General features: G+C 35.3%; 13 protein-coding genes. 1 reads left to right on the forward strand and 12 read right to left on the reverse strand.

The window, feature by feature from the left end:
* Positions 1-2 precede the first annotated feature (2 nt).
* Positions 3-482 carry a PTS N-acetylgalactosamine transporter subunit IIB gene (gene agaV / locus GVV10_RS05100; RefSeq protein WP_159520259.1) on the reverse strand — a complete coding sequence of 160 codons (480 nt, stop codon included), beginning with the start codon at positions 480-482 and terminating at the stop codon, positions 3-5.
* Between the two features lie 174 nt (positions 483-656).
* Between agaV and GVV10_RS05105 the strand changes: the two genes are divergently transcribed.
* Positions 657-1847, forward strand: coding sequence for a helix-turn-helix transcriptional regulator (locus tag GVV10_RS05105; RefSeq protein ID WP_159520261.1), 1191 nt, complete (start codon positions 657-659; stop codon positions 1845-1847).
* A gap of 27 nt (positions 1848-1874) precedes the next feature.
* On the opposite strand, the gene GVV10_RS05110 is transcribed toward GVV10_RS05105, so the two are convergent.
* The 11 genes from GVV10_RS05110 to GVV10_RS05160 form a co-directional block, all read right to left on the reverse strand.
* Positions 1875-2162 carry a preprotein translocase subunit YajC gene (locus GVV10_RS05110; RefSeq protein WP_159520263.1) on the reverse strand — a complete coding sequence of 96 codons (288 nt, stop codon included), beginning with the start codon at positions 2160-2162 and terminating at the stop codon, positions 1875-1877.
* 15 nt (positions 2163-2177) lie between these two features.
* A complete protein-coding gene (gene agaF, locus GVV10_RS05115; RefSeq protein WP_159520265.1) occupies positions 2178-2606 on the reverse strand; it encodes a PTS galactosamine/N-acetylgalactosamine transporter subunit IIA in 429 nt (142 codons plus the stop codon).
* A complete protein-coding gene (locus GVV10_RS05120; RefSeq protein WP_159520267.1) occupies positions 2603-3766 on the reverse strand; it encodes an SIS domain-containing protein in 1164 nt (387 codons plus the stop codon). The genes agaF and GVV10_RS05120 overlap by 4 nt, the downstream gene beginning before the upstream one ends.
* 13 nt (positions 3767-3779) lie before the next feature.
* Positions 3780-5078: a class II D-tagatose-bisphosphate aldolase, non-catalytic subunit gene (locus GVV10_RS05125; RefSeq protein WP_159520269.1), complete on the reverse strand. Its 1299-nt coding sequence runs from the start codon at positions 5076-5078 to the stop codon at positions 3780-3782.
* A 385-nt stretch (positions 5079-5463) separates the two neighbouring features.
* Positions 5464-6885, reverse strand: a complete 1422-nt coding sequence (locus tag GVV10_RS05130) for a carbon starvation CstA family protein (protein ID WP_159520271.1) — start codon at positions 6883-6885, stop codon at positions 5464-5466.
* A gap of 100 nt (positions 6886-6985) precedes the next feature.
* A complete protein-coding gene (locus GVV10_RS05135; protein WP_159520273.1) occupies positions 6986-7759 on the reverse strand; it encodes a LytR/AlgR family response regulator transcription factor in 774 nt (257 codons plus the stop codon).
* A gap of 166 nt (positions 7760-7925) precedes the next feature.
* Positions 7926-9059, reverse strand: a complete 1134-nt coding sequence (locus tag GVV10_RS05140; RefSeq protein ID WP_236261867.1) for a sodium ion-translocating decarboxylase subunit beta — start codon at positions 9057-9059, stop codon at positions 7926-7928.
* 18 nt (positions 9060-9077) lie between these two features.
* Positions 9078-9452: a biotin/lipoyl-containing protein gene (locus GVV10_RS05145; RefSeq protein ID WP_159520275.1), complete on the reverse strand. Its 375-nt coding sequence runs from the start codon at positions 9450-9452 to the stop codon at positions 9078-9080.
* 9 nt (positions 9453-9461) lie between these two features.
* A complete protein-coding gene (locus tag GVV10_RS05150; RefSeq protein ID WP_159520277.1) occupies positions 9462-9812 on the reverse strand; it encodes an OadG family protein in 351 nt (116 codons plus the stop codon).
* 13 nt (positions 9813-9825) lie between these two features.
* The gene (locus GVV10_RS05155) at positions 9826-11370 is read right to left on the reverse strand and encodes an acyl-CoA carboxylase subunit beta (RefSeq protein WP_201289996.1); all 1545 of its coding nucleotides are present in this window, start codon (positions 11368-11370) and stop codon (positions 9826-9828) included.
* A 71-nt stretch (positions 11371-11441) separates the two neighbouring features.
* Positions 11442-12530 carry a M42 family metallopeptidase gene (locus tag GVV10_RS05160; RefSeq protein ID WP_159520281.1) on the reverse strand — a complete coding sequence of 363 codons (1089 nt, stop codon included), beginning with the start codon at positions 12528-12530 and terminating at the stop codon, positions 11442-11444.
* Between the last annotated feature and the right edge of the window lie 18 nt (positions 12531-12548).

A 12548-nucleotide genomic window follows, 5' to 3' on the forward strand; every position in this document is an offset into this window, starting at 1 on the left:
CCTTATTCTTTCAAAATTTTATCTATGTTCTCTTTGGATTCGTTTGGTACTTTTTGAATTTCCAAAACGACACCCAGGTCATTCAATTTTTTAAATGCTTCGACATCCGCATCATCAACAGCGACAGTTTGTGCTACTTGTCTTTTTCCATTGGACATGTGCATATTTCCAATATTTACCTTTTTTATTGGAACACCACCCTCAACAAGTGTTAAGACATCTTGAGGGCTTTCACAAATAATGAAAATTTTCTGCTTCGACGATGCTTTATGAATCGTTCCAATAGTCTTTTCTAAGGTCCAATAACGTGTTGTAGCATAACTTGGTGCTGCCATATTCATAAGACCTTGTCTCATTTTATTTGTAGACACCTCATCATTTGCTACCAATAGTAAATTGGCTCCTACACTTGATGACCACTGAGTTGCAACTTGACCATGAATCAAACGATTGTCGATTCGAGTCAGAACAATATTTGGCATACAATACCTCCTCCTATGTAAGCGCTTAATCTTTGTACATTCTAATTATGACATAGTTTCACATAAATTAATTTACACTATTCATTTGCATGTTTGCACTTTTGACCAAGAAAATATTAAAACTTTGTAAATTCGCAAAGAACGTATATACTTAATTAAAGGGGGATGCATAAAATGTATCTAAAAACGACAAGTCCACAGTACTATAATTTTGGTTATATTTCCGATGCTAAACACACATATGATATTGAACAAAGAATATACTCTAATCGTAAACCCGGCTTTTACAAAGCGTTTGACTGTGAAGTTTCCTATAAGGTCAATGATGGGATTGCTCTTTTAGTTTTATTGGATGAAAACAACGAACACCATCAATTTGTCATTCACCGAGAATCTGTTGTTCATGAGAATATCCCTCATGTTCTTATACCATTAACAGACTATGTAAATCTTGATGTCTCCAAATTTACAAACAATTCATTCAAAGAAAAAACTATCCCTACACAAGAATCGATCAAGTACCAACCCATTCAATCAGAAGTTTATGTTTCAGATATTTACTCTTATTATTATAGTGTTAAAGGTCAACGTTACTTTTTCTTAGGAGAATCTCATTCGTATTGGGAACTTACATATGTAGATACAGGCGAACTTATTTCAACCGTTGATGGTATTGAACATACCTTAAGCAGTCAAAATATAATGATATATTTCCCGCAACAATTTCATCAACAGAAAATTAAAACAGGTAAAGCATGTTCCTATTTAACGATTATGTTTGATTTAAAAGTATCAAGTGAGAATGTTTTTGACTTGAAAAACAAAGTGTTAGAATGTACTGATGATATTCGTCATCTTATTCAACAGTATATTAAACAAGCAACATTAATGGAGTCTCACAATCAGCCTTATTCTCGAAGTTTAATGATTGCTCACCTTCAAGAAATCATTGTCTATCTTTTACAAAACAATGCTGGCGTGAGCGATGAATTATTCCTCACAAGTGCAAACCCTGTTCAGACAAACTTTGAAAATGAAACAATTGATGAAATCAATAGCTTCATCCTTAGAAATATGGATAAAAACCTCACTGTAACGGATCTATGCGAGCACTTCTCATTTAGTCGCTCCTCATTACAGCTTCTCTTTAAAAAGCATTTGGGCTTACCACCCAAAGAGTACATCAATGACTTAAAGATGAAAGAAGCACAGCGTTTGGTCAGTTCGAATAAATATACATTAACTGAAGTTGCTCATCGATTAGGCTTCAGTTCAATTCACTATTTCTCTAGAAAATTTAAATCGCATTTTGGCATTACACCCAGTGAATATTCTCGTTCGATTTTTAAATCCAATGAGGTATAAAAAAACGATCACAATCATGATCGTTTTTTAGTTAATTATATTGTTGATGCTATACAGTGCAACTTCAATTTCGCTTCCATCATGCAACTTAATGATTGCACTCACATCTTTATCTTTAACCCTTACAAATTGACCGATTAAACCATTTGCAAATAAAACTTGGTCGCCTGGTTTTAAAGTGTCAATGAGTGTTCCACTCCGATTCTCTGTTTTTTTCATTACACTTTTAGTTCTAAAAAAATAAACGCCAATAATTGCAATAATAATAATGATAACGGTCATTGCTGTGTACAATACAACGTGCCAAGGTGTCATCGTAATTTCCCCTTTCTAGATACCATCGCTTTCGTTTTCTTCTGTATCTAAATCTTCATAGACAAATCGGTAGACTTGATCTTTCCCTGTTTGTTCAGCATTCATTGCTAGGTCTTTTGCTGTTTCTATAAACTGTCTGGACATAATGGCTTCAATCAACATGGCAAGATTGGTTCCAGTTAAAACCTCACAGTGTTCATATTGACTTGCGACCATCACACTTTCCCTAAACGGCGTTCCTCCCTTTAAATCAGTAAAAATTAGTGTTCCTTTATCACTAGAGACTGCATCAATTGCTTGTTTTAAATTATCAAGTAATTGATGTTCTTCGCCTTCCAAGAAGGACAAAACCTCAAATGAATCTTGTGGACCTGCGATCAATTCAACGGCAGTTTTCAATCCATTTGCAAATTCACCATGTCCTACAACTACAATTCCAATCATGATGCTTCCTCCTCAAAGTCATATAAGATTACGCCTTGAACAACACGGTTTACTTCACCACTTGGCCAAGGATTGTCAGGTCCCTTGCCTACTTGCAACGCTTTAAATAACGACATCATTTGAACATACAAAGAACTCGCCAAAACCGAGAGGTCTTTACTTGAATTATAGGTTACCGGAAGATAAATATCAACCAATGACTCAAGATCATGATCATGTAACTTATCAACAACCATAATTTTGTTCCCTTTTCTTTGACTTGCTACTTCTTTGATTAAATCAATTTGGTACTTACGAGTGTAGTGATTGTTTGACATCAAGACAACCATCAAGGTTTCACTATTTAAGATTGATTTAGGTCCATGTCTAAAGCCTAAAGGGGTATTATAGGCTACAACAGTCTCACCAGCAGTTAACTCTAACATTTTTAATGATGCTTCATGGGCCAATGCCTCAAGTTCATCATCACCAATATAAACAATACGGTTAAAATCAAAGGAATCAATGATTGCTTCTATTTTTTTGTAATCGTTTAATCGTATATCATTCGCTTTTTCTATTGCTTCATCTACTAACTCTTTTTCTGACTCGATTGTATCAAGATTAAAAGCCAAATATGCAGCTAAAACCATGTTCGTATAGCTACTTGTCATTGCAAAAGATTGATCATTTGTTTCAGGAGGCAACTTAATCGAATAGTAATTTTCACCTTCTCTTAACGCTAATTTCCCCTCATGATTACATGTAATAATTAAGTGACTGACATCCGGATTTATTTGATTAGCAAGATCAACACTTGCGATAGACTCCGGTGAATTTCCACTTCTTCCAAACGAGACAAGTAAAATCTTACCTTCTTCATGAATATGACGTTTTGGATTCGCAACAATATCGGTTGTTGGAATACTTAACACGCGATCAAAGTATTTTTCTTGTAAGAGCGGAACTAGCGTTGAACCAACAAACTCACTTGTTCCAGCGCCTGTAAATATAATGGTACCTTCTTTTTTAAAAGGTTCAATATATGTCGATAATGAATATTTTTGATTTTCAATTAGTGTCTTTGTTTTTTCCCAAGTGTCAGGTTGTTGATAAATTTCATTGGCTGTATTGTACCCATTTAATTCTTTCCATTTTTCAACTTTTTTACCTAAAATCATAGTTCTAAGCCTCCTAAAATAATTTATCTATCTGTGTCGCATAGTGATAATCTTCATAATATAACTTAATATAATCTTTAATTAAAGCAGTCGCTTCCAGTTCAATTAATCCTTTTTGAACCTTGCGATATTGATAAGGTAAATGTTGAGATAAAACATTCATAGGAATACCTGTTTCATTGATATTCTTAATGAGTGTTGTAATTGCTTTTTGAACATCATCTTGTGGTAAATAATATCGAGCACGATCACTGTAACTAAATTTGCGTTTTATAAATAACTCTTTCTCATTTCCATGATAGTGATTCTTCCAATTTTTAGGTTCTTTCATCATTGATTGTTCTAAAACATCGATAAAATTAGAAGGGTTTTCGACTAATGTGTCTTCGATATAACTTAATGCAAAGAGTGCTTCACGATAAGCAAATGTTAAAGCAGGGCCAACCTTTAAAATATTGATCCCATCTTCGACCATTTCTCGTAAATGTTCTGGTGTTTGGTAGTCTGTTGAGTGTCCTTCAAAGACTAATTGTGGATACTTTGTTTTTAGTGTTTGACTTAAATCTTTTGCTTTCTCTCGATTATATTGGTCAATCTCTGCATCGCCAAATTCTACCCCTGGTTGAACAACTATTCCAATCACCGCATCGAAAACTTCCATCACATCTAACGCAGCAAATGTTTCTTTAAATACACCATAGGTTGTTTCAAAGTCCTCAACTGATGTTACTTGCAATTCCTCTTCTTCTTCCTGAGCTCCACCTGGAATTGGGACTTCCGATCCTATAATAAATGCAGGGAAAACTGCATCTTTATTTTCTTTTAATAAATCTTGATATCCTCTCAATGCTTCTTTGGCTAAAATTGCTGAACGTTTGGCGATTGTTGCATCCGATAATCTTTCATTTTGGTCATCATCTGCTACTCGCATTGAAGTATCTAAATGAATCTTTGTAAAACCTGCTCTTACGTATTCATATACCAAGACTTTCGCAAGTTCCATCGCTTCATCTTCATTTTTATCTGTCCATGTTAAAGGACCTAAATGATCGCCTCCTAAAATAACCATCTCGTTTGAGATTCCTACTTTATTCGCAATATCATAAACATAATCTCTAAAGTCTGTCGGTTTCATGCCGGTATATCCACCGAATTGATCCACTTGATTAGCAGTGGACTCGATAACAACTGGTGCATCATGATCGCGTGCAAACTCTAAGGCTGCTTCAATAGCTGTTCCATTTGCAGTACAAACAGAATAAACTCCTACTCCTTTCTTATTATTTAACTTAAACAATACATTTTTTTTCATATCTATCACCTCTTATCTCAATGCTATCAAAGTTTTTTTGCTAATTATTTAGGTTTATGATGAATTCCCTTGTACAATTCAACAAAGTTATCAAGAATACGATCTAATATTGAAACATCTTCTTGATTGACTTCACACAATCCCCTTATATAATTCACAATAAAACGAACTATTTACACTATTTATTGTCGTGATTCTTGGTGTTTTTAGGAAAATTTGTATCGTGAACAAGGAATCATCGGAATACACCTCTGTTTTGTTTGATGAATATTTTCTCTTGATTTTGGTATCTCTTGCTACCTTGGTGGAATATGATGTTGATTCAAGCAAATAAAAACAACCTCTATCAACAAGGAAAGATAAAGGTTGTTTTTTATGTGTTTAGTTATTGTTCTTTTTTGAATTTTTTAACACGATACACAAAGTAGATAAATGAAGCTAGGGCAACAAGTGCTCCGACTGGATTTGAGATTGAGGTTGGTAATCCAAATCCTTCAGGTGCTTGAAGCAAGTAAGTTGCTGATACAGCAGTCATAAACACAGCTGGTAAAGTCGTCATCCAATGGGACTTGTTTTTATGGACTAAGTAACTTGATGATGTCCACAGAACAATCATCGCTAATGTTTGGTTTGACCACGAGAAATAACGCCAAATAATATCAAAGTTCATTCGGGTTAAGACAAAGCTAACCGCAAACAATGGAATCGCAAGAATTAATCTATTTTTCTTTTCAACTTGATTAAAATTCATCGCATCCGCAATCGTCAGACGAGCTGATCTAAATGCTGTATCTCCTGAAGTAATTGGAGCAGCGATAACACCAATGATTGCTAGTATTCCACCAAATTTCCCTAACATTGCTAAAGATATATGATTTACAACAGCTCCTGGTTGTCCGCCACCAGCACCGTAATAAAACTCACCTAATCCTTCAACGCCACCAAAGAATGCCATTGCAGCTGCCGCCCAAATGATAGCGATAATTCCTTCCGCAATCATGGCACCAAAGAACACTGGACGTCCTTGGTTTTCGTTTTGTAAGCAACGCGACATCATTGGAGTTTGTGTTGCATGGAATCCGCTGATCGCACCACATGCAACAGTGGTAAACAACATCGCCCAAACTGGTAATCCTTTAGGATGCAGACTTGTAAATGAGAAGGCTGGTAAGGTATAACCGCCTGTAAACAAGGAAATTCCAATTCCACCTGCCATGATTAACAATGTTAACCCAAATACAGGGTATATTTTACCAATTATTTTATCAATCGGTAAGATTGTCGCTAAGAAATAATAAACAAAAATTATGATTAACCACGTGTCAAAGTTATCCATTCCTGGAATCCCTAGACCTGCTAAAAGGTTTGCTGGACCCGTCATAAAGACTGTACCAACTAACATCAATAACACAACCGAGAAAACTCGCATTAACTTACGCGCCGGTTCACCTAAGTAAACACCCACAATTTCTGAAACACTTTTTCCATCATGACGAAGTGATAGCATCCCAGTAAAATAATCATGGACCCCGCCTGCAAACACACTTCCCAGTGCAATCCAAATAAATGCCATCGGCCCAAAGAGCGCACCTTGGATGGCTCCAAATATTGGTCCAAGTCCAGCAATATTTAATAACTGAATTAAGAAAACTCTCCCCTTTGACATCGGCATATAATCAACACCATCTTGTAGTCTGTAAGCCGGTGTTTCTAATTCTGGTTCTGGTCCAAAATGCTTTTCAACAATCTTACCATAGGTAAAATACCCAATAACTAAGATTGCTATTCCTATTACTAATTGAATCATTCCTCTTCCTCCTTAGAAAACATGTGACCATATTGTAGTCTGTAACGGCTTTCTTTTGGGTAAATTTTTCTGTAATACAAAAATAGTGCACTCAAGTGCACTATTCTATATTCATCATTCGTTTAAATTGTTTTACATTACTACGACTCACCGGAATTGTTTCATCAATGTAATTAAGCTTTAAATTAAAGGTATAATTTAACCATGGTTCTATACTATCAATATAGTTCGTATTAATAATATATGACTTATGGCATCGAAAGAAATTTTTCACACTGAGCTTATCATAAATCTCTTGCAAGGTCTGTGATAAGTAGTATTTATTATCTTGGGTCCTTAAGACCGTATCACCATTTTCAATCGTAACATAGATGATTTCAGAAAAATCAACAGGTATTAATTTCCCTTGAACACATACTGTTATTTTATTCAATCGTTCAGGTGTTTCTAACGTTTCTAATTTAGCCTTTATTTTATTATATTTTTGCTTATATTCTAACATCGAACTCATATATGCTTTCAATTCATCAATAATAAGTGCATCAAGTTTTTTTTCATCAATTGGTTTCAATAAATATTTCAGGTTATTTAAACTGAACGCTTTTAAAGCACTGTCATCATCATCCATCATAAAAATTATTTCAGCTGGTTTTCCTTGATGATTCAGTGTTTTAATCAAGTTCAACTCTTCAGTATCTAATCGTTCTAAATCTAAAAAAACTAAGTCTACATTTGACATTTTGTCAACCATTTCTATGGTATTAACGGTGTTATATACACACTTTTCAATTGTTAAAAAACTATATTTTGATAACGCTTTAACGAGCCTATTTCTAGTTGATTCGTTGGCATCCACAACTAAACATCTAAACATCTAAAGCACACTCCTTATTAGGTATAAAGTAAATACTTTTTTAGATACTAATGCATTGATTTTTGTGAATACTTCTTGACGCTTATTCGTTTGATTTTAAAAACTATCACGAAGTGAATCGTAATAGTTTTTGTGTCAGTATATCTATTCTTTAGTCAGTAGCAATTTATCCAAATAAATTTAATAACACACCTGCAGCAATCGCTGATCCAATAACACCAGACACGTTTGCTCCCATGGCATGCATTAATAAAAAGTTTGCTGGATTTTCTTCTTGACCCACTTTTTGGACAACACGTGATGCCATTGGGACTGCCGAAACACCCGCAGCACCAATTAGTGGATTAATTTTACCTTTCGATACTTTACACATAATGTTTCCAAAGATAACACCAAATGCCGTACCAATTCCAAAGGCAATAAGACCTAAAACAATAATCTTAATGGTCTGAACATTTAAAAATGTTTCAGCATTCGCTGTCGCACCAACAGTTATCCCTAAGAAAATAGTAATAACGTTGACCAAACCATTTTGTGCCGTTTCAGATAACCTTTCAGTTAATAAAGATTCTCTAAATAAATTCCCTAACATTAACATTCCCACAAGTGTTGCAGCTGATGGTAGTAACAAGGAAACTACAACCGTAACAACAATTGGAAATATTATTTTTTCTAATTGTGATACTTCTCTTAATTGATCCATTACAATTGAACGATCTTCTTTTTTAGTTAGTGCTCGCATGATTGGTGGTTGAATAATTGGTACCAAAGCCATATAAGAATAGGCTGCGACCGCAATAGGTCCTAACAAGTGAGGTGCTAACTTTGACGTTAAAAATAACGCTGTTGGTCCATCTGCACCGCCAATAATTCCAATGGATGCTGCTTCTTGAGCAGTAAACCCAAGTGCTGTTGCTCCAATAAATGTTGCGAATATTCCAAATTGAGCAGCACCGCCTAATAATACTGATTTAGGATTGGCAATTAAAGGACCAAAATCAGTCATGGCACCAACCCCCATAAAAATAAGAGGTGGATAGATACCAAGTTTTACCCCTTGGTATAAGTAGTAAAACAAGCCACCATTTTCTGTTGCTGTTGGTTCATTCATTATGCCTGCTAAGGGAAGGTTTGCTAATAACATTCCAAATGCAATTGGAATAAGTAGCAACGGTTCAAATTCTTTTGCGATTGCTAAATACAAGAGTAAAAAAGATGTTAATAGCATTAAACCTTGACCCATTGTAATTGATGCTAATCCGGTTCCTTCGATGAAACCTCTCAACATATCTAATAACACACTACCACTTCCTTTCGACTACTCAATAATCACTAGCTGATCGCCAGTATTAACACTAACACCTTCATTGACCATAATTTTACTTACAGTACCTGCTTGAGGTGCTACGATTTCATTTTCCATTTTCATTGCTTCTAAGATCAAGAGAACTTGGCCTGCTTCGACAGTTTCGTTTTCTGATACATTGATTTTGAATATACTTCCTGGCATCGGTGACTTAATATCCACTTGACCCTCTACCACTGCTGCCTTCGGTGTTTGTTTTTTAGGAGTTGCTGCTTTGGGTGCTGGCTTTGCTGCTTGAACGCTTGGTCTTACAGGAGCATCACCACCCACTTCTTCTACATCAACTTCATACATTGTTCCATTTACATTAATATTAAACTTTCTCATTGTTCCTCCTTATTGGACTTTTGTGGACATGTGTTCATGTAATCCTGCTTGAGTCCAACTATCCATATTATTTACGCGAGTAATCTTTTGTATCACAAGGTTATCAGTATGTGTGTCCATAACAACTGCTAATGCAGCAGCAATGACACTCACTATTTCATCGTCATCAACCTTTGAGTCGACGTCAATCAATGACCCTTGATTTGATTCTTCACTTAATTTATTGTCATTATTTTGGCGATTGCTTAACACTCTAAGCAAGCTAATCACTGCTAGTATTATTAACAGTCCAACAAAGACTATAAGCATACTAAAAGCACTAATAATGACACTTTCACTGACTGTAATAAATTCTTCCATTTAATTCACCTCACTATAATGGTAAATTACCATGTTTTTTTGTAGGTCGAGTTTCGCGTTTGCTTTTGAGCATATCGTAGGTTGAAATCAAACGTTGTCGAGTTGTACTTGGTTCGATAACATCATCCACATAACCTCGTTCTGCTGCCACATACGGATTAGCAACAGCTTGGCGATATTCTTCGACTTTCTTATCTTTTTCTGCGATTGGGTCGTCAGCATTATTAATGTCTCTTCTAAAAATAATATTTGCTGCACCATCAGGACCCATAACAGCAATTTCTGCATTAGGCCATGCATAAACCATATCTGTATTTAGATGTTTACTACACATTGCAATGTAGGCACCACCGTAAGCTTTTCTCATAATCACTGTTGATTTAGGGACTGTTGCTTCACTGAATGCATAGAGTAACTTCGCACCATGACGAATAATTCCATTGTGTTCTTGATTGGTTCCCGGTAAAAATCCTGGCACATCAACAAGTGTTAATAATGGAATATTAAAGGCATCACAAGTTCTAACAAAACGAGCCGCTTTATCTGAACCATCAATATCTAAACATCCTGCTAAATAGTTGGGTTGATTGGCTACGACACCAACAGCTTCACCATTTAAACGCATATAACCAATCACAATATTTTTAGCAAAATGCTCTTGAACTTCAAAGAACTCACCATTATCAGCAAGTATTTCAATCACATCTTTAACATTGTAGGCTTTGTTTGGATCATTAGGAACGATGCTATTCAATGCTTCATCATGTCTATTTTCATCATCACTCAATTCAACACTTGGTGCTGTTTGGAGATTGTTTGATGGTAAATAAGATAAGAGTTCTTTGACTCGATTCAGTGTTTCTTCTTCAGTTTCGTCCATAAAATGAGCAACACCTGAAACAGCATTATGTGTTAAGGCACCACCCAGTTCTTCTTGGCTAACCTCTTCACCCGTTACTGATTTAATAACTTCAGGACCGGTGATGAACATTTTTCCTGTGTTTTCCACCATAAAAATAAAGTCTGTAATAGCCGGTGAATACACAGCTCCACCTGCAGATGGCCCCATAATAACTGATATTTGAGGAACGACACCCGATGCGATTGTATTGTTATAAAAGATATCGCCATACCCTGATAAGGCATCGACACCTTCTTGAATACGAGCACCACCAGAGTCATTAATTCCAATAATTGGAGCCCCCATTTTAATTCCCATTTTTTGAATTTTAGTAATTTTTTGTGCATGTTGCTGTCCAAGAGAACCACCTAATACCGTGAAATCTTGTGCATAGACATACACCAAACGACCATCAACTTGTCCATACCCTGTAACGACACCATCGCCTGCAATTTTCTTATCTTGCATGCCAAAATTTGTCGCACGGGTTGAAACAAAAGTATCAACTTCAACAAATGTTCCTTCATCTAACAACATATTTATTCGATCTCGAGCAGTTCTTTTACCCATTGAATATTGTTTTTCAATTCTGTCTTTTCCACCACCGAGAGCAATTTTTTCTTTTAACTTTTTTAATTCATTAATTGAATCTGACATTTTCACCCTCCTATAAGATGATATTTCAATAATATAAGACTAATGCGTCGCAGCATTAGTCTTTTTTAAATCTAAATAAAATCTAAGTTAGCTTCGCCATTCTTTTCAACAAGGCCACATAAGATTTCAAATGTTCCAACTGCATCATTCATATTCATTAATTCAATTGGTGAGTGTGTATAACGTCTTGGAGTTGCAAGCATTGCAAATGGAATACCACTTCCTGCGAAACTTAATCTTGCTGCATCCGTTGCATACCCTTCACCAATTAAGGTAATTTCTTGTAATTTAACATCTTTTAGTTTTGATGCTTTATCAATTTGATCAATAACCTTTTGTGATGAGAAACTGAATAATAAACCAATCATAATTCCATCACCAACAACAAGGACTGGACCATCCCCCAAACGAATTGGCAGGTCTTGCTCAGTGTTAATATCTGGTGTATCACCTGAAGGAATTGTATCGATTACAATTGCATAGTCTGGATCAACGTTGTTACCTGATACAAATGCACCCTTCATTCCTGTTTCTTCTTGAACTGTTGCTACACCAACAATTTCTCCTGCAAAATCAATGTCGTCTAATTTTTTAAATAATTCAAGGAGTAAAGCACAGCTAATTCTATTGTCGATTGATTTTGTACATACATAGTCAGGATTTTGCATAACAGTAAAATCTGAAACAAATTCGATACGATCTCCGACTCTTATTCCTAAAGCTTCTACTTCTTCTTTAGAGTTGGCTGCAATGTCAATGTAACTTTCTTTTGCAGTTTTAATACTGTTTTTCTCTGCTGCGCTTTCTAAGTGAGCAGATTTAATGCCAATAACACCTGGAATATTTCCGTTAATCATAACTTTACGTCCAGTCATAACACGGTCAGATGGTGTTCCGACTTTATCAAATAAAATGAAACCATTTGCAAGAATATTCTTAACTGAAAAACCAATTTGATCAACGTGTGCCGCAATCATCATTTTAGGTCCTTCTGTTTTTCCTTTTTTACTTGCATAAACGTTTCCTAATTTATCGATGGTTACTTCGTCTGCATACTTACTTAATTCTGTATACATGTGTTTTACCATTAATTGTTCATTTCCACTAACACTTGGAATTTCTACTAAAGTTTTTAAAGTTGCTTTTAATTGTTCTTTCATTTTAATCCTCCGCTTTCA

Origin of the sequence: Erysipelothrix urinaevulpis (assembly GCF_009828835.1) — a bacterium.
Lineage (GTDB): Bacteria > Bacillota_I > Bacilli_A > Erysipelotrichales > Erysipelotrichaceae > Erysipelothrix > Erysipelothrix urinaevulpis.

Excerpts from the sequence above, each read along its gene's own strand:
- agaV (WP_159520259.1), bottom strand. The coding sequence starts at position 482 with ATGCCAAATATTGTTCTGACTCGAATCGACAATCGTTTGATTCATGGT.
- GVV10_RS05105 (WP_159520261.1), top strand. The coding sequence starts at position 657 with ATGTATCTAAAAACGACAAGTCCACAGTACTATAATTTTGGTTATATT.
- GVV10_RS05110 (WP_159520263.1), bottom strand. The coding sequence starts at position 2,162 with ATGACACCTTGGCACGTTGTATTGTACACAGCAATGACCGTTATCATT.
- agaF (WP_159520265.1), bottom strand. The coding sequence starts at position 2,606 with ATGATTGGAATTGTAGTTGTAGGACATGGTGAATTTGCAAATGGATTG.
- GVV10_RS05120 (WP_159520267.1), bottom strand. The coding sequence starts at position 3,766 with ATGATTTTAGGTAAAAAAGTTGAAAAATGGAAAGAATTAAATGGGTAC.
- GVV10_RS05125 (WP_159520269.1), bottom strand. The coding sequence starts at position 5,078 with ATGAAAAAAAATGTATTGTTTAAGTTAAATAATAAGAAAGGAGTAGGA.
- GVV10_RS05130 (WP_159520271.1), bottom strand. The coding sequence starts at position 6,885 with ATGATTCAATTAGTAATAGGAATAGCAATCTTAGTTATTGGGTATTTT.
- GVV10_RS05135 (WP_159520273.1), bottom strand. The coding sequence starts at position 7,759 with ATGTTTAGATGTTTAGTTGTGGATGCCAACGAATCAACTAGAAATAGG.
- GVV10_RS05145 (WP_159520275.1), bottom strand. The coding sequence starts at position 9,452 with ATGAGAAAGTTTAATATTAATGTAAATGGAACAATGTATGAAGTTGAT.
- GVV10_RS05150 (WP_159520277.1), bottom strand. The coding sequence starts at position 9,812 with ATGGAAGAATTTATTACAGTCAGTGAAAGTGTCATTATTAGTGCTTTT.
- GVV10_RS05155 (WP_201289996.1), bottom strand. The coding sequence starts at position 11,370 with ATGTCAGATTCAATTAATGAATTAAAAAAGTTAAAAGAAAAAATTGCT.
- GVV10_RS05160 (WP_159520281.1), bottom strand. The coding sequence starts at position 12,530 with ATGAAAGAACAATTAAAAGCAACTTTAAAAACTTTAGTAGAAATTCCA.